This is a genomic window from Bacteroides sp. 224 (genome assembly GCF_010500995.1).
Classification (GTDB): Bacteria; Bacteroidota; Bacteroidia; order Bacteroidales; family Bacteroidaceae; genus Bacteroides.
This window is the reverse complement of the sequence record NZ_QVMK01000015.1, coordinates 1-18,548: the sequence shown is the minus strand read 5'-3', so window position 1 is coordinate 18,548 and position 18,548 is coordinate 1. Positions and strand designations below refer to the sequence as shown.

Here is an 18,548-nt window from a genome sequence, read left to right as displayed (position 1 = left end):
TTTTGTAGAATTGATATTAGTTAACTGTTCCTCCGAAAATAGATTCATTATCGGGTGTGCGGAATTTATATTGATCGGGAGATAATTGACCTACTTCGGCCGGCAAATGAAGGAAAGTCTTAGCTCCTGTTCTTTTATAAAAATACCAAAGTTGGCCTTCGCCATAGAACTCTTTTCTGTATTCTATTCCAATCTGCTCCATCTTTTCTTCTTCTGTGTCGTAAGTAACCCGGCCGCTACCTCTTGCTCCGCGCACCATGTTCAGGTAATTGTAAGAAGTAGTATAATCGGTAGCACATTCGGCCAATATATAATACATCTCAGGAAGTCTGATTAATGGCATGGTGCCGGTAGTAGAATACCATAATCCTGTTTGATTGAACTTTTGGCATACTCTGACACCATTTTCGTATTCAAAGCCACTTCCGGGACGCACGCGGATGTCATTGGTTCCGTCTGCATCCACATTCATTTGTTCTTTGAAGAAGTCGTAATCGTTGATCACATAACTGGCCCTGCCGTTAAAGTCTTTCTCGATTGTATCTACAAACTTGTGTACGTGTAAAGAGAATATCAATTCGGTAGAATATACCCTGTCTTGGTTATTGTCCAGTACTAATTTGAATTGTTGACTCTCTATTACTTTATTGGCATATTCCGCAGCTTTGGTTTTGTTGCCTATATATAAGTATACACGGGCAAGAAGCGCTTGTACGGCATAATAATTCATTCGCTTATAGCGGTACACCAGAAATCCGTCTTTCGAATTTTCGCCGGGATAAACCACCGGGAAACTGAAATCTAAAGGATCTGTTTCTTTTAATAATGATTCGGCTTCCAATAAATCTTTGATAATAAGTTCTCCTGCTTCCGAGAATGTAGATGCGTTCAATACATCCCGGTTAAATTCGGTGCGGTAAACGATGCTCAACTGATTATTTCTGTCTTGAGGCTTACCGGGGTCATAACCCGGACCATACATTCTTAAAAGATCAAAGTGTAGAAATGCTCTTAATCCTAAAGCCTCTCCTTTAATTATTTCATAATAGTTGGGACTGATTAAAACAGAAGCATTTTTTTCGATCCATGTCAGCAGATTATTAAGATTGGCTATATCGTTATACAAGTTCTTCCATATTCCATTCATTCTCGATTCGTTTAAAGTTGAATTGAAATTGTAGTAATCGGGATCCTGATAATTTAAGCTACTGTTGCTGAAACGATAGCGTTGAGCCAAAATGTCCATAAAACCATACGTTAGGGTAGTGGCATACTGATCGGTAGATGCCATTTTGATATAAACCCCGGTTAAAGCTTCTTTAAAGCCTTGTTCTCTCGAAAAAAGCTCTTCCTCTTCTGTAAGCTTTTGGGGTTTTACATCCAGCCAGCTTTCGCAAGAAATAAAGAGGAAGCCGAATATAAATAGTATGATATATATATTATTCTTCATAATAAGTTCTCCTTATAATTTATTAAAATATTAGGTTTAAAGACATTGAGTAAGATCTGGAGAAAGGATATTCTATCCCTCTTTCCATTTTAATGGTAGATAACCGAAGAATGTCTTCAAAGTAGCAACCTACAGTTGCAGCACTTACTCCCAAGCGGTTAAGGAATGGGTGTTTTTTGTTGTCCATGCGATAAGAGAGGTTGATGGTTGAAATAGCGAACTCATTATTCTTCATAACAAACCGCGAAGTAGATTTGGTTATATCTCTTAATGTAGTCAGATACTCACTGCTTGGGTCGCTTCCGGAAAGACCTTTGAAAGAAGCAACATCTCCCGGCTTTTGCCAGCGGTCGTACAATACTCTTTTATCTACGTTCAGGCGTAAGTCGGCATTCTCTACCTTATCTACTAAAGTACGATTGTATTTTTGTCCGCCAAAGGTGTATCTTCCTGCTACGGTTAATGTAAGACCTTTATAGGCAAAGGTCGATGCCAATGTTCCCGACCAATCAGGTTCTGTATCTCCCACTCTTACAAGATCATTTGTCGACCATTGGGTGGTTAGTTCTCCTTCCCGGGTGATGAATATTTCCTTTCCGGTTACTGCATCGATACCGGCAGATTGCACTGCCCATATAGCACTCGGAGAGTATCCGCTCTCGTAAACGGGTAGCGGACGGTTATATTCGCCCATTTTGTTTTTCTGGTCTTCGTTCTGTTGTTTCAACGCATCGGATATTTTTTCAATTTTACTGCGGTTGCGTACTCCGTTTACTAAAATATTCCAGTATGCTTGTTTAGAAGCATCTTTATAAGGAGTCAGTCTGAAACCAAATTCAAATCCTTTGTTGGATATACACCCCAGATTGTCTTGAATGCTTGTGAATCCGGTAGATGGTGCCATATTCAGTCCTAACAACATATTATCCGTGTATTTGTAATAATACTCTAATTTAAGACTAACCAAACCTTTTAGAATGGTGAAATCAAGAGCAGCATTGTAGTTTTTGGTTTGTTGCCATTTCAAATCCGGATTTCCCATGCTGTATAATTCGGCACCTATTACGTCCGAACTGAGATACTCTTTCATGGTATTGGTATAGGTGTACATCTGTAGCGCCTGGTAAGAGTCGAACCCTTGCACACCGGTTATACCATAAGAGGTTCTGAGAACCAATTCGTCGAATACATTCAGGTCTTTAATGAATTTTTCCTTGTTTGCATTCCAGCGTGCTCCAACCGACCAGAAAGGGGCGAACCGTTTGTCTTTACCAAACTGTGAGGAAGCATCCAAACGCATACTATAGTCAAATGCATACCGTTCTTTATAAGAGTAGTTGGCCGTGAAAGCAAAACCCAACTTACGTGTCCGGCTTTCATTTCCTCCTAAACTGTTGTATGTAGTACCCATGTAAAACTCTGATAATTTATCGTTAGGATATCCGCTCATGTTTAATGAATAGTTTGTATTGTAACTCTCATTCATCATATATTGAGCGTAGAGTGACATTAAATGATCTTTGTTGAACAATTTATTGTAAGATCCTGTAAGCATCAATCGGTAATCCCAGCCTTCTCTTTCGGATTTGGTAAAGCTTCCTTTGCGTGAAGGGTCTGTAAAGTATTCCATTTCGGTGTGTTCTGTCGATTTGAAGATATCTACACTTTCATCAAACCTGCTGATTGTGAAATCGGCAGCCAGACGCATATTTTCTATCGGATTGTACTCTACTTTGAGGGCTTCTTTTACAGTGAACCCTTGTGTTTCGTTTCTGGAGTCGAACAATGTATTCCAAAGCGGATTTAACTGTTTGGGGTCGTAACCGCCAATAGCGAGATTGGGACTAAGATTTTTCTTAATGTTACCATATTCATCGTATGGAGTGTAGTAAGGATTCATTTGAGTATACAATGAAAATTGTCCGTAATTAGACTCCCGACGACCTTTTGAATAATCCAAATATGTTTGATTCATAAACATAAATTTGCCCGAACGATATTGAACATCAACGCGTCCGCTCTTTGTGTTCAGGTCGGTATTTCTCATAACACCGGGCGCGAAACTGGCACCCAAATAAACTTTGTATCTGAGCGATTGTTCTCCTCCTTCGATGTTTAACCCGTGGCGATGAGTAAATGCATTCTGCACCGGTTTGGCAAGCCAGTCGGTATCTACTCCTTTTTCTACCTGACGTTTCAGGGTGGTGTAGTATCTTAGAATTTCAATGTCGTTGGTGTTATAATATCCTGCAAGTTCTTCGATTTCGAGTTTTTCGCGTGCATCAGCAAGGTTATACTGGCTCAAATCGGGGGTTGAAAGTCCATATACTCCACTATACGAGAATCTTAACTTTCCGGATACCGGACGTCTTGTTTCTACTACAACTACTCCGTTGGCAGCTTCCGAACCATAAATTACGGTGGCCGCTGCATCTTTCAGAATCGTGATAGACTCTACCTGATCGGGGTCGATGTCGGTAATGGCGGTAGACGATACTCCAATAACACCATCCAACACGAATAGCGGTTGATTGGGGCGGCTATTATAATCTCCACGCAGCATTACAGCATCATTTTCCATATAATCGCCCAAACTGGCCTGACCTCTTAATGAGAAATTGGCTACCGCATTCGGGTTAGACCCGGCAAGGTTGCTGGTTTCTATTTTAAAGCTGGGGTCTACAATTTCAAGTGCCTTCAATACATTGCCCGAAGCATATTGTTTTATTTCTTCGTGCGTAATCTTTGTAGTAGAACCGGTAAATCCTTCTTTCTTTCGCGTGAAGATACCTGTAACGATTACCTCCTCCATTTGTTCTTCATCTTCCACCAGCATTACCCGTAAATCTTTCTGTCCGGTGTATTTAACCTCTTTTGTTTTCAAACCCACAAAAGAAATTACGAGTATGATATCTTCTTTTGTTTTAGGTACAGAAAACGCAAAGCTACCTTCGTCGTTTGTTATAGTACCGGTTTGGGTTTCTTTTATGCGAATCGAAGCACCCGGAAGAGTTGCTCCATACTGATCCACCACTTTTCCTCTGATGATAATGTTGCCCGGAGCCTGGCGTGTTTCTTCATTTTTAGGCTTAATGATAATTACTTCATTTTCAACTTCATAAGTCAATGATGTTTCTTTCAGAAGTTCCTCCATTACTTCCTTCATACCTGCGTTGTTCACCTTGAAGTCTCGGTTGTTGTACCTACTCACTTCATTGTCGCTATATAGGAAACGATATCCCGACGAGTTTCTTACGGCTTTGATAATTTCGACCAAGTTCGAATTCTCAAGGTCTAATGAGATGTTCCGTTGTGAGAATCCTTTAGCCGGAATAGCAAAAGCGATTAATACCAAGAGTATAAAAAATACCCTCATCATACTGAGATTCTTAAGCCAGTCTTTACGATGTCTTAAGGCATAAAAATTCTTTGCCTTCTTCATAAATACGGAAATTTTACAGTTTAAAAACATTAATAGTGGTTTCGCTTATTTTAAATTTAATCTTTGTTACTTTTTCAAGCATCTTCAAAGAAGTTGAGAAGTCTTTGTATCGTTCCAGATCGCCGCTGAAGCGAATGTCTTTTACCGATTCATCTTCATACTCGATGCTTACGTCGTACCATCTGGCAAGTGTTTTCATAATGTCCTCAAGGCGTTTGTTGTCGAAGATGAATTTGCCGTCTTTCCATGCCGAATACGTATCGGAATCTACGGCTATCTTACTAAAGTACATTTCTTTTTTGTTGAAAATAACTTGGTAATGAGGCTCAATAATCACTTGCCGACTATGGCTACCCATTTCCACTTTTCCGGTATTTACCGTAGTTGTAATAGATGCATCGGTTTCATAAGCCGAAATATTGAATTGAGTTCCCAATACTTTAACGCATATATCTTCTTGGGTTTTTACTATAAAAGGCTGATCGGGATTCTTTTGTACATCGAAAAAAGCCTCTCCTTTAATCATTACAAGGCGCTCTTTTCCGGTAAATTTCACGGGATAAGTTATTTCTGTATCTGAATTTAGCCACACGGTGGTTCCGTCCGATAGAATAAGTTTGTACTCGCCACCCTTAGGTATGTATAATGTGTTTAGTTGAGGCTCAACTATCTGCTCGTTTTCAAGATACTTTAAAGAGCCTTCTTTTTTCTCTATAAATGAGCCGGAAGCGCTTATGCTGTCTTCCTGAACCTCTTCCAATATAATTTGTTTTCCGTCGGCCAATGTTAAGACCGCCTTATTGGTGCCGGGAGGGATGAGTGGCGCCTGAACAATGTTTAGCGGTTCACTATAATACTTATCGGTATAATTATACATAAATATCCCCATAACAATGATTGCGGCAGTTGCTGCTGCATATTTTATAAATGTAAGGGCTTTCTTTTTTCTTTTGAAAGGAATGGTTTTATGAAGCTTATTCCATTCTTTTATAAGTTCTTTAGAGTCGTAATATGATTTATTCTCTTTGTTTTCTAATCTGCTTTTAATCTTATTATAAATAAGGCGATGCTCTTTTTTTGCATTCAGCCAGCTTTCCAGTTCTTGTTTTTCACTATCGGATATGACGGACGTTAAGTCTTTCGCTATCAGTTCAGCTATCTGTGAATGTATATTAAATGTTTTCATCCTTTATACGCGTATTAGTTTTAACTATGTGATATAGATATGCTTTGAAAGCAAACAATCTGTTATTGCATAAATAATCAGATTATTTCCCCTCTCTGTTAATTAAAACACGTAAATGCAAAAAAGGATGAATGGAGAAAGCGTTTTTTTTCTTAGGAAAGTGATTTTCTTGCTAATTAGCCCATAAGCTTCATGAAAAAAAGTAGAATAACGATGTTTTCTTTCAGAATATCTTTTAGCTTTTTAATGGCATTATATTTTAACGTTTTGACAGTGTTGACTGATATGCCCAATTTCTCTGCAATTTCTTGATTCTTTAACCCTTTTATAGACATCTTTATAATTTTGCTGCTTTGAGAAGGCAATTGGTTGATGGCTGTATATAAAAGATTGATGGCTTCTTCTTCTAACAAAATAGCTTCGAAATCCGCTTCGGGGTTATCCGATATTTCTGTGATGGGTAATGATTCTGTTCTGTGATCGCGTATATGGTTCAGGCAAAGATTTTTGACAGTAATGAATAGAAATGATTTAATAGCCAGCAGGTGCTCGAAACCTTCTTTTTTATTCCACAGCCTGATAAAAGCTTCCTGAGCCATATCTTTGCTGAGATTTTCGTCTTTGAGATAGTTGTCGGCTATCCCACATAACAGAGGATAGAATTTCAGGAAAAGTTGCTTGAATGCTTTTTCATCTCCTGTTCTAATTTTATCGACTATATCCATTCCAAATTAGGGCGTAATAGTTTAAGACCATACAAATATATGAAAATAATTTGAATGTGATTTATTCTTGGAAATTTAGCAACCTGGATTATTCAATACTCAGCCTCATGAAATGGTGGGGCTCAAGTTAAGGCTAAATCTCATCGGTTTGAGTATTTATTCTCAAGCCGTTGAGTATTAATTCTTAAGCTCTTGAGTATTTGTACTCAAGCCGTTGAGAAAATATTCTCAAGCTGCTGAGAGAAATGAGAATCTGCCTATCTGAGAATTGAACAAAACCCTCTATAAAACAATAAAGGTCTATGAAAAACCTCTCAAAGACCTTCTGTGTGACCCCGGCGCGATTCAAACGCGCGACCTTCAGAACCGGAATCTGACGCTCTATTCACTAAGCTACGGAGCCAAATCCGAATGCAAAAGTATAAAAAAACTTGGGAGCTTCCTAATGAATTACTCTTTTTTGTTAATATCACCTATAAAGAATCATTTTGTTCTTGATTTCGATAAATATGCATTATATATTAAATATTATTTCTATATTTGCGTACAAATAATAAATAAAAAGGCAGCATATATGAGCTATTTGATAAAACCAAAGGGATATAAACCTTTGTTGGATTTAAAGCAGACAGAGCTTGGCATTAAACAAATAAAAGATTTCTTTCAAATGAATCTCTCTTCAGAGTTGAGATTGCGTCGTGTTACTGCACCTTTGTTTGTATTGAAAGGCATGGGTATTAACGATGATTTGAATGGAATAGAACGTCCGGTGGCTTTTCCTATTAAAGATATGGGAGAGGTAAGCGCAGAAGTTGTACATTCTTTAGCGAAATGGAAGAGATTGACTCTTGCCGATTATGGTATTGAGCCGGGATATGGAATTTATACAGATATGAATGCCATTCGTCCGGACGAAGAAATGGGCAACTTACACTCATTATATGTAGATCAGTGGGATTGGGAACGCGTTATTACAACCGAAGATCGAAATGTTGAGTTCCTGAAAGAAATCGTAAATCGTATTTATGCTGCCATGATTCGTACGGAATATATGGTTTACGAAATGTATCCACAAATTAAGCCTTGGCTTCCTGCTAAAATACATTTTATACATTCAGAAGAACTTCTTCAACTTTATCCGGAACTTGATCCTAAAGGTCGTGAAGATGCTATTGCTAAAAAATATGGAGCCGTATTTATTATAGGTATAGGTGGCAAATTAAGTAATGGAAAGAAACATGATGGACGGGCACCCGATTATGACGACTATACCACCCTTGACTCTAATGGTTTAGCTGGACTCAATGGAGATCTTTTGGTTTGGGATGAAGTTTTACAACGTTCAATCGAACTTTCTTCTATGGGTATTCGGGTAGATAAAGATGCATTATTAAAACAGTTAAAAGAAAAAGGAGAAGAAGCCCGACTTGAACTTTATTTTCATAAACGACTGATGAACGATTCTTTACCACTCTCTATCGGAGGAGGTATCGGACAATCCAGACTCTGTTTATTCTATCTGCGTAAAGCTCATATCGGTGAGATTCAAGCAAGCATCTGGCCGGACGAGATGCGAAAAGAGTGTATGGAATTAAATATGCCTTTGATTTAGGTTTTTAGGTTTATAAGTTTTTGGGTTTATAGGTTTTTCTGTATCTTAGTTGCCATACTTTTTACAAAGTAGAACAATATCTATAAACTTATAAACTCACAAACTTTAAACCCCAAAAGCTAAAATGAACGTACAGATAGAAGACAGTTGGAAAGAACAATTACAACCTGAATTTGAAAAAGATTATTTTCGTGCACTGACAGAGTTCGTAAAAAACGAATATACAACCTATCAAATATACCCTCCCGGTAAACTTATCTTTAATGCATTTAATCTTTGTCCTTTCGATAAAATAAAAGTCGTAATTATAGGGCAAGATCCTTATCATGGTCCCGGGCAAGCTCACGGACTTTGTTTTTCTGTAAATGATGGTATACCATTTCCTCCTTCTTTAGTTAATATTTTTAAAGAAATAAAGAGTGATATTGGAACCGAACCTCCAACAACAGGAAATCTTACTCGTTGGGCAGAACAGGGAGTTCTGTTGCTGAATGCCACGCTGACAGTACGTGCTCATCAAGCCGGATCTCATCAAAGAAAAGGGTGGGAGTCATTTACGGATGCTGCTATCCGTGCATTGGCAGAACAGCGAGAGCATTTGGTGTTTATTCTTTGGGGAGCTTATGCACAAAAGAAAGGGGCTTTCATTGATCGGAATAAACATTTGGTGCTAAGCTCTGCACATCCTTCTCCACTATCTGCTCATAACGGCTTTTTTGGTAACAAACATTTTAGTCGTGCCAATGAATATTTAAAAGCAAATAATATTCAGGAGATTAATTGGTAAACGACGCGCTTTTTAGTTTGAACCGCAGAGTTACGCGGTTCAAAAAGAAACATTATATAGTGCAATTTATTTGTTTAATACCACTGTATATTGCTTTGACTCTGGCTTCTTTGTTCCCATTTCAAATCCTGAAGAATTTGCGAGCTGGCACGAATGGTGAAGTTGTATGACTTCCAACGGCCAAATGGAGAAAAACTGGCAGTAATATTAAAACAGTGTAAGTCACGCGAAACATTAAAGGTGGTTTGAGTGATTTCTTTTGCATCGAAATCATACCCCGAGTTAAAGTTCACATTCCATTTGTTGGTAAGCTTTACATTTCCCGAGAAATTTAATGTATGTCTAAGCGAATAAGGGTAACGCATTGTTTTCTCATTAATAGGCTTGGAAGTGTCTTCCTGAATGGTTACACCATAATTAAAGTTGAGCGACCAAGGCATTTGGAATGCTTGATATCCATCTGCTCCGGCTTTAGCTTTTTCTACACGTTTTGCAGGAACTTCCTCTTCCTGTAGCTCTTCGTCTTCCGTTTTAGCTTCCTTATTGGTGTCTTCTTTACCTTCTTTAGGAGCAAACCACTTTTTCCAGGTATCATTATTGAATGTGTAGTTGAATGACGTATTCCAACCTCTGAAACGTCCAAAGCGTCCATAAGACCATTCTGTACGATCGCCAACTACTACATTTCCTTTATCATCAAATGTATAGGCATACGTAGCAAATGAAGTATTTAAACTGAATGTATAGCTTTTAGATAGCTTTAAACGAAGATTCATAGAAAGATCACTCCAAGGTCTTACTTGTGCTGCTGTGTTGTAAGACATGCTGGCACTCAGATCATCAATTAAGCTTACTTTTTTGTAGCCGGTTGAGTCTCTCTCTGTTTTCATCTTCATCTCTACATTGTTAGCTACACTGAAATTAATGGTTCCTGAGCGTTTGCTTGGATTGCTTCCCATCGGCTGTCCTTGATAGAGGTAGTAAGTTGTAGTCTGTGGATTTCCTTCAGTATCTGTATAGTGTACTATTTCGTTGAAACCATAACCGGATGTTGTGAAGTCCGGAGAAGCACTTAAACTTACCTGAGGTGTAAATACATGACGTATTTGTAGTTCCTTACTCTTCATGAACAACGGCTTGTACATACCATATAATTTTGTATTCACACTAACACTTGCGGAGTAGTTGTAGTCTCGGTGAAAACCATATATAGTATCTGTAGGAGCTAAACGATTGGTTTCGTAATCCCAGTCCTGCTTAATTTTCTTTGTATGCCAACGTTCGGTGTAATTAACCGAAGGAGTAACATTAAAGTAATTGAATAGAGTAAAAGTTGCACTAACAGGAACATTATGGCTCATACCATTAGACCAATCTTTCACTAAACTGGAGTTAAAGAGCTGATCATCTTTTGTTCTAATGCTGTTAGTTAAACGTCCGGAATAGCTCAATGAAATCTTCTCATACCACTTTTCTTCTCCCACTCTGTTTTTCTTTTTAAGAGGGTATATACGGCTCAAAGAAATGTTTAAATCCGGAAGAGTTACTGCAATGGACGAATCTCTCATTGTTTGAGCAATATTGAAAGTACTGGAAAGAGTTAACTTTTGATCCGGGAAACTACGGGAGTAGCTGATACTTGATGTTTTAGTATTTTGTGATTGCAATTGCGGGTTGTAATAATTCCCCAGATTATTTCTTTCATAACTACTTGTAGTATAGTTTACACTGGCAGAAAAGGTGCTGTTTGGGCTTGCTTTAGCATCCTGACGGTGCGACCATATAATCTTGAAGTCTTTATTTACAGCGTAGTCCGGCATGTTTTTGTCGCCTGTTTTGCTGACTTGATAATTGGCTTGCAAGGCTCCGGAGTATTTGTAGCGTTTCAGATAATTGGTTTCTACTCCCAAAGCCCACGATCCTTTGGTAAAGATATCTCCAATAACTTTAGCATCCATTATCTCACTGAAAGCAAAATAGTATCCTCCTCCGGTAAGTCCGAAACCACGTTGTGAGTCGTCCATATAAGTCGGCATAATAAATCCGGAAGAATAGCTTTCGCTCATTGGGAAGTAGAAAAATGGTAATGCAAATGGTAAAGGCACATCTTCAATAACCAGATAAGCGGGTCCGGTAATCACGTTTTTCCCTTTCTTTTTAGCACGGATAGCCTGTATGTAGAAGTGAGGATGGTCATGATGATCACATGTACTATAGGTAGCTGTTTTCATGAAGAATTCATCATCAGCTCCTTTTTTTACATCTATTCCAACCAGATAACCTTCTCCTTGCTGAGTAACAACATTACTGATAATTCCTCGTTTACTCTTGAAATTGTACCGGATTGTTTTAGTTTCGTATGGGGTTTCGCCATCTTTAAATACGGGTTCTCCTTTGGTTGTACCTAATGAGTCGGTAGAGCCACGGGCATATACCGAACTGCTATCCATATTCATGGTGATTATTTCGGAGGTAAGCTCTATCTTTTCGTAGTTTACCTTTCCTTGTCCGTATAAGTGCGCAAATCCACCTTGTTCAAAGATGATGGAGTCATTGGCCTCATAAACAACTGGGGCATCTAATGGCTGTTTCTTTTTTGCCGGAACAGTATCAATGGGAATACTATCTTGCAACAGAGAATCTTGCTGTAATGAGTCTATCGGGGTTATCGTTATTTTATCGGGTGCCTCCGCATGCTTTCTTCTGCGTTGAGCCATAGCTTCCTCCGGCAGCAAAAGAAAAACGAATAGTAGTAGAAACGATATGATTGTTTTTTTTTCCAAATGCGTCATCAAGATTATGTGTTTACGCTACAAGTGGCAAAAGTACACATTCTTCATTAATTATGAGAGGGAATATTCTTTTTTAATTATTTTTTAGTGCCTATAAAAACAAATCACACCAATGATTGAAGCGTATTACGCCTTCTTCACCATGTTTTGCTATACTTTTCCGTGCTTTCTCCACAGATTTCTCTTGATCGAGGTGTGTTTTGGAGAAGAATTTATCGGCAAAACATACAACTTGCTCTTCCAGTCTTATTGGAATCATCTCTTTATGAGGTACAGGTAAGTCTCTTTCTATTATTTCTTTTAAAGATAGTCCGGCACCCGTATGCCGTTCACATACAAAAGCATATTCTGTATACCCCTCTTTGCGCATTAATTCGGCTCCTAAATATCCATGACAAATATATGGAGAATCTCCAAAGCAATATATATTGGGGGCATTTGTCATAAAGATGCCGATATCATGCAATAAAGAAGCTTCATACAGGAAATTTTTATCAAGATTCAGTTCCGGGTGTTTATTGGCAATCCACAGTGCCTTATCTGCTACAGAACGACTATGAGTCAATAAAATGTGTTTCAGCTCATTGTTCTCAGGATAATATTTATCTATAATATGTGTAGCTATCATTTAAAAACGTTGTTCTTATAGAAGGTATTTGATATTTTTGTGCAATATTACAAAAAAGTTCTCATAGATATGAATACAAATTACTTTTTAAGAAGTGTATTGTTTGTCTTTATACTTGCGATATATCCGATCATTACAAAAGCAGAGATACTTCCAGGTGCTTTTCGCATAAGTGAATATCTACCATTGTTGGAGGGAAAATGTGTGGGGTTGGTTGTTAATCATACTTCTGTTGTTGGTGATGGTCAGGTACATTTATTAGATACTTTAAAAAGCTCCGGAGTAAATATAGTGTCTGTATTTGCACCCGAACATGGTTTCCGGGGAGATGCTGATGCAGGAGAAACCGTTCGAAATGGTAAAGATGTACGTACCGGAGTACCTATCTTGTCTTTATATGGAAAAAACAAGAAACCTACTGCCGAACAACTAAATAATTTAGATGTCATTGTATTCGATATTCAAGATGTTGGTGCCCGTTTTTATACATATATTAGCACCATGCATTATGTTATGGAAGCTTGTGCCGAAAATAATAAAGAATTTATAGTATTAGATCGACCCAATCCTTGCGATTATGTAGATGGTCCTGTATTAAAACCACGTTTTAAGAGCTTTGTGGGGATGCATCAGATACCCATTTTGCATGGTTGCACTGTGGGAGAACTGGCACAAATGATAAATGGAGAAGGTTGGTTGCATGGTAAAAAGAATAGTTGTCAACTTAAAGTAATTCCAGTAAAAGGCTGGAAGCATGGGCAACCTTATTCTTTGCCTATAAAGCCATCTCCTAATCTACCAAATGATCAGTCTATACAACTGTACGCTTCTCTTTGCCCATTTGAAGCTACAAAAATAAGTGTGGGTCGAGGTACTGTTTTTGCTTTCCAGGTATTGGGTGCTCCTGATAAGAAATATGGCACCTTTACATTTACGCCGCGCTCTTTACCGGGATTTGATAAAAATCCGATGTATAAAGATCAATTGTGTTATGGAATTGATTTAAGAGAAGAAGCAAGCGTTAACGGTTTTACGCTTAAATATGTACTCGACTTTTATAAAAAATCGGGTGAAGGCGAAGCTTTCTTCTCGCGTGCTCGTTGGATGGACTTATTAATGGGGACTGACAGTGTACGGAAAGCCATATTGGCAAATAAACAAGAGCCGGAAATACGTGCAATGTGGAAGGAAGAGTTAGAACAATACAATAATATGAGATCCCGCTATTTGCTTTATGAACTTTTATAGCAGATTGTTTGTTTACATCAGACATAGTAAACTAATAAAATGAATTTTATATGGCAGCTACGAAGTTTAGTGGAAATCCGGTGAAAATAGCCGGCGAATTTGTAAAAATGGGAGCAATGGCTCCGGATTTTAAATTAGTAAAGACCGATTTGTCTTCTTTATCTTTAAGTCAATTGAAGGGTAAGAATGTAGTATTAAATATATTCCCAAGTTTGGATACCGGTATATGTGCAGCTTCTGTACGTAAATTTAATAAGCTGGCTTCAGGTATGAAAGAAACTGTAGTATTAGCAATTTCGAAAGATTTACCTTTTGCACATGCTCGCTTTTGTACTATAGAAGGTATTGATCATGTAATTGCTCTATCCGACTTCCGTGTATCAGGTTTCGATAAAGAATATGGTGTACTTATGGAAGATGGTCCACTTGCAGGGTTGTTAGCTCGCTCTGTGGTAGTGATAAACAAAGAAGGTAAAGTGATTTATACTGAATTAGTGCCTGAAATTACTCAGGAACCGGATTATGATAAGGCTTTGGCGGCTTTGATTTAGTAGTGTATTTTAGTAGTCAGTAGTTAGGAATTGTACTTAAACTAACTACTGACTTCTAACTCCTAACTACTTCTTTTTCATTCCTTTATATACAAGGAACCCTACCACGAAAATAGCTATTCCGATAAAAATATACCCAATTTCCTTGCTGTATTCGGTTACTTTGGCCAAGAGTTGCTCTTCGGTTTCGATGCCTGGAACTGTTGATAAATAATAGCCAATAGCTGCTAATATAGTATTCCATATTCCCGCTCCAAGTGTAGTATAAATAAGAAAAGTCGATAACTTCATCTTGGCAAGACCTGCCGGAATGGATATAAGTTGACGAACAGCCGGAATTAATCTGCCAATAAATGTAGAAAGAGCTCCATGCTTATCAAAATAAGCTTCGGCATGTTGTACTTTTGCTTCATCTATAAGGCATATATGTCCAAAACGGCTGTTGGCAAATTTGTAAACGATAGGTCGTCCCAACCATTTTGCCAGATAATAATTGATTAAGGCTCCTATATTAGCCCCGATAGTGGCAAATAGAACTACCAGATAGATATTCATCTCATCGTTTACTGCTGCTTTGTATGCAGCAGGAGGTACAACTACCTCGGATGGGAATGGAATAAAAGAACTCTCAACTGCCATTAATAAAGTGATCGTCCAGTAGTTAAGATGATCTAAACACCATTGTATAAATGCAACAGATTCCATTTTTTGTTTTTATAATTATTGTTATTTAGTCGTATAATTTATCATTTTCAAGTCTCAGAAGCAATAGATTGGCTTCGGGAGTAAGATCAGAGTAATCGATTTTTAATATCTGTAAGAGCGTATCTATATCGGGATGAACCTCTGTCTCTAAACTTAAAAATAACTTGTTTCTGTAAATGAGAAATTTTTCCACATCTCCTAAGTACAAATATAAAGTAGTGAGGTAACGATTCGTTTCTTCGTAATCAGGTTCAAGCAATTCAACTTTTTCGAAGAAAGGTTCAGCGTTGCTATAATAACCGGCATTAAAGGTAGAAGTAGCCATTTGATACCATACAAAAGCTGAATTGGAAATCTTTAATGCTTTCTGCCAATAACTAAGAGCTTCTGTTAAATCACCATCTTCCATATATAATGTTCCGTGAAGCAGAAAACCGTCTGCAAGATCTGGAAAATTATTCTCTAAAAGTATGCAATAATCGTATGCTTCTTTATCTTTTCCGATGGCGCGGGCACATCTCACTATATTTTGTATGATATGGATAGAGATCGTATCATCGATTTCGGTATGCTCTAATGCCTCGGAAAATTGGTAATAGGCTACTTCGTCTTGTTGTAAGCCTATATAACAATACCCCATAAATAAATGAAGATATAGTGGGCTAAGGTCGCTCAACTGATATTCTTCAAGTGCTTTTTCATAATTGTTAAGCTGCAAAAATGCATTGGCTTTAAGGCTGTGTGCTTCACCGTTACTTTCATCGGAAACCAGCGCAAAGTCTATAGCTTCTATTACTTTATTGTATTCTGCCTGACCAAATAAACAATTAGCCAGTCCAATCCAATATTCAGAGTTGTAAGGATCAGTGTCTAATAGCTCGTTATAAAGTAGTGAAGCTTCATCATTCATTCCAAGAATGGAGTAACCTTCTGCTAAAGCTGCTTTGAATACCTCATCTTCGGATGGATTATTTAATATATTTGCGTGGATCCATTCAAGCGCTTCATCCGGCATTTCTAATTGAGAGAATAAGAATGTTATGGTGACCATCAGAGAAAAATCTCCTTTCAGGTCTTCCATTTTGATGCTTTTCAATATGGTTCTAGCAACTTCTTTTTCTCCTTCATGAGTAAGTAGTTCTCCTTCGGCTACTCTGGCATAAATATTATTTCTATTCGGAATGCTTTCTAACACTTCTCTTGCTTCTGTTAGCTTGTCTTCTGCAATGTACAGGCTAACTTGTATGGATAAAAGAACTGTATGATTAGGGTGTATCTTTAAACCACGATTTATAGCGTCGTGACCATTTTCTATTGCATTTTCTCTCAAGTAGAAGTTAGCAATATCACAATAATCTTCCGAATCTAAGTAAATCGTTTTGTTTGTTTCCCTTGCTGTTTCAAATTGCTCTAAGAGCCGGTTAAAATCTTTTTCCGGCCCTGAGTTATCATTCATCATTTATTTTGCGTATTTATTTTCCCCCAGTTATCTTTCAAACCAACAGTACGGTTAAATATTAATTGTTCCGAGGTTGAGTCTTTATCTATATTGAAATATCCGATACGTTGAAATTGCAGATATGAAAGAGGGGGGAGTTCTTTCAGGTATTTTTCGACATAACATTTCTGCACTTTTAATGAATCGGGGTTTAGCAGCTCCCGGAAATCAGCATCCTGTTCGGCTCCCGGGTTTTCTACCTTGAAAAGTCGGTCGTATAAACGTACTTCGGCTGATATACTGTGTGCACAACTTACCCAATGTAGTGTTCCTTTTACTTTTCGTCCGCTTTCCGGCATGCCGCTTTTGGTATTAGGATCGTATTCGCAATAAACTTCTACTACTTCTCCGTTTTCATCTTTCTTGCAGCCGGTACATTTTACAATGTAGGCACTTTTTAAACGAACTTCTTGTCCGGGAGTCATACGGAAGAATTTTTTTGGAGCATCTTCCATAAAGTCTTCACGTTCCATCCATAGCTCACGGCTAAACTCAATGGGGTGACTTCCGGCTGTTTCATCTTCCGGGTTGTTGATTGCTTCCATTACTTCCACTTGTCCTTCCGGATAGTTGGTAATAATTAGTTTTATCGGATTGAGAACAGCCGAAACACGTGTGGAACGTTTGTTTAAGTCTTCGCGCACAGCAGCTTCAAGCAAACTAATATCGTTTAAGGCTTCGTATTTGGTATATCCAATCATATTGATGAAATTGCGAATCGCTTCCGGAGAATAACCGCGACGACGGAAACCGCAAATAGTCGGCATACGTGGGTCGTCCCATCCATTTACCAGATTTTCTTTTACCAGCGTAAGCAACTTACGTTTGCTCATTACGGTGTATGTAAGGTTTAAACGATTAAACTCAATCTGACGTGGACGATAGTTTTCCTTACCCCCAAGAGTTGGTATATCAATCAGTTCATCAATAAAATAATCATATAGTGGGCGATGTACTTCAAATTCGAGTGTACATAATGAATGGGTAACTCCTTCGAAATAATCACTTTGTCCATGTGCAAAGTCGTACATCGGATAAGCTTTCCAAGTATCGCCGGTACGATGATGCGGATGTTTGATTACACGATAGATGATTGGGTCGCGGAAATGCATGTTTGCGTTTGCCATATCTATTTTTGCGCGCAACACCATAGCACCTTCTTCTATTTCGCCTGCATTCATCTTTTCAAAAAGAGCAAGACTCTCTTCTATAGGGCGATTACGATAAGGGCTATCTACCCCGGGTTGAGTAGGGGTTCCCTTCTGTTTGGCTATTTCTTCGGCAGATTGTTCATCAATATAAGCTTTCCCTTTTTTTATAAGAGCTACGGCGAAATCCCATAGATGCTGAAAGTAATCAGAAGCATAATAAATGTTTCCCCATTCAAAGCCCAACCATTGGATGTCTTCTTTGATAGAGTCTACATATTCAACATCTTCCTTTACCGGGTTGGTATCATCAAAACGCAGGTTGCAAATACCATTATGCTCTTGAGCTAATCCAAAATCAAGACAAATAGCTTTGGCATGCCCAATATGCAGGTATCCATTTGGCTCGGGCGGAAAACGAGTTTGTACTTTACCACCGTTTTTACCTTCTTTCAGGTCATTTTCTACTGCGAATTCTATAAAGTTGAGGCTTTTCTTTTCTGTAGTTTCCTCATTCCGATTATCTGCCATAATAGTAAGTGTTAACCATTTTTTTGAAGTTACAAAAGTAAATTATTTATTTATCATGTGCAAGCTGTAATGTGAATGTAATCTATTTGAAATATGCGCGACAGAGAGATTTTCTATCTTTGCGCAGAAAAGCTGATACATTATTAATGCGAATCAGTAGTTGAAATCACTCGCTGATTCAGTTAGTTAAAATGTTGTTATTCAGTTAATTATCTCATTAAAACATTTCTGTATCTCCTTGAAAA

The 18,548-nt window shown here is 38.0% G+C and carries 13 protein-coding genes and 1 tRNA gene; 4 read left to right on the top strand and 10 right to left on the bottom strand.

Going from position 1 to position 18,548, the window contains the following annotated elements:
- Positions 1-16: 16 nt before the first annotated feature.
- The 5 genes from D0T60_RS09050 to D0T60_RS09030 form a co-directional block, all read right to left on the bottom strand.
- A complete protein-coding gene (locus tag D0T60_RS09050) occupies positions 17-1,450 on the bottom strand; it encodes a RagB/SusD family nutrient uptake outer membrane protein (RefSeq protein ID WP_163217858.1) in 1,434 nt (477 codons plus the stop codon).
- Positions 1,451-1,472: 22 nt separating this feature from the next.
- Positions 1,473-4,892, bottom strand: a complete 3,420-nt coding sequence (locus D0T60_RS09045) for a SusC/RagA family TonB-linked outer membrane protein (RefSeq protein WP_163217857.1) — start codon at positions 4,890-4,892, stop codon at positions 1,473-1,475.
- Between the two features lie 13 nt (positions 4,893-4,905).
- Positions 4,906-6,078 carry a FecR family protein gene (locus tag D0T60_RS09040; protein WP_163217856.1) on the bottom strand — a complete coding sequence of 391 codons (1,173 nt, stop codon included), beginning with the start codon at positions 6,076-6,078 and terminating at the stop codon, positions 4,906-4,908.
- Positions 6,079-6,254: 176 nt separating this feature from the next.
- Positions 6,255-6,803 (bottom strand): RNA polymerase sigma factor, encoded by a 549-nt coding sequence (locus D0T60_RS09035; RefSeq protein ID WP_163217855.1) that lies wholly within the window; start codon positions 6,801-6,803, stop codon positions 6,255-6,257.
- Between the two features lie 330 nt (positions 6,804-7,133).
- Positions 7,134-7,206 (bottom strand) — tRNA-Arg (locus tag D0T60_RS09030).
- Between the two features lie 171 nt (positions 7,207-7,377).
- Here D0T60_RS09030 and asnA point away from each other — a divergent pair.
- Positions 7,378-8,415 (top strand): aspartate--ammonia ligase, encoded by a 1,038-nt coding sequence (gene asnA, locus D0T60_RS09025; RefSeq protein ID WP_163217854.1) that lies wholly within the window; start codon positions 7,378-7,380, stop codon positions 8,413-8,415.
- 124 nt (positions 8,416-8,539) lie between these two features.
- Positions 8,540-9,202, top strand: coding sequence for a uracil-DNA glycosylase (gene ung / locus D0T60_RS09020; protein ID WP_163217853.1), 663 nt, complete (start codon positions 8,540-8,542; stop codon positions 9,200-9,202).
- 74 nt (positions 9,203-9,276) lie between these two features.
- On the opposite strand, the gene D0T60_RS09015 is transcribed toward ung, so the two are convergent.
- Entirely contained in the window at positions 9,277-11,994 is a 2,718-nt protein-coding gene (locus tag D0T60_RS09015; RefSeq protein WP_163217852.1) for a putative LPS assembly protein LptD, read from the bottom strand.
- A 91-nt stretch (positions 11,995-12,085) separates the two neighbouring features.
- Complete coding sequence (locus D0T60_RS09010; RefSeq protein WP_163217851.1) at positions 12,086-12,622, bottom strand: HD domain-containing protein; 537 nt, start codon at positions 12,620-12,622, stop codon at positions 12,086-12,088.
- Positions 12,623-12,691: 69 nt separating this feature from the next.
- Between D0T60_RS09010 and D0T60_RS09005 the strand changes: the two genes are divergently transcribed.
- Both D0T60_RS09005 and tpx read left to right on the top strand, forming a co-directional pair.
- The gene (locus tag D0T60_RS09005) at positions 12,692-13,870 is read left to right on the top strand and encodes an exo-beta-N-acetylmuramidase NamZ domain-containing protein (RefSeq protein WP_163217850.1); all 1,179 of its coding nucleotides are present in this window, start codon (positions 12,692-12,694) and stop codon (positions 13,868-13,870) included.
- Between the two features lie 50 nt (positions 13,871-13,920).
- Entirely contained in the window at positions 13,921-14,421 is a 501-nt protein-coding gene (tpx, locus tag D0T60_RS09000; RefSeq protein WP_163217849.1) for a thiol peroxidase, read from the top strand.
- Positions 14,422-14,487: 66 nt separating this feature from the next.
- On the opposite strand, the gene D0T60_RS08995 is transcribed toward tpx, so the two are convergent.
- The 3 genes from D0T60_RS08995 to D0T60_RS08985 are packed head-to-tail and all read right to left on the bottom strand — an operon-like array spanning position 14,488 to position 18,303.
- Complete coding sequence (locus D0T60_RS08995) at positions 14,488-15,126, bottom strand: DedA family protein (RefSeq protein WP_163217848.1); 639 nt, start codon at positions 15,124-15,126, stop codon at positions 14,488-14,490.
- Between the two features lie 25 nt (positions 15,127-15,151).
- Positions 15,152-16,585 carry a CDC27 family protein gene (locus tag D0T60_RS08990; RefSeq protein ID WP_163217847.1) on the bottom strand — a complete coding sequence of 478 codons (1,434 nt, stop codon included), beginning with the start codon at positions 16,583-16,585 and terminating at the stop codon, positions 15,152-15,154.
- Positions 16,582-18,303, bottom strand: a complete 1,722-nt coding sequence (locus tag D0T60_RS08985) for a glutamine--tRNA ligase/YqeY domain fusion protein (RefSeq protein WP_163217846.1) — start codon at positions 18,301-18,303, stop codon at positions 16,582-16,584. The genes D0T60_RS08990 and D0T60_RS08985 overlap by 4 nt, the downstream gene beginning before the upstream one ends.
- Between the last annotated feature and the right edge of the window lie 245 nt (positions 18,304-18,548).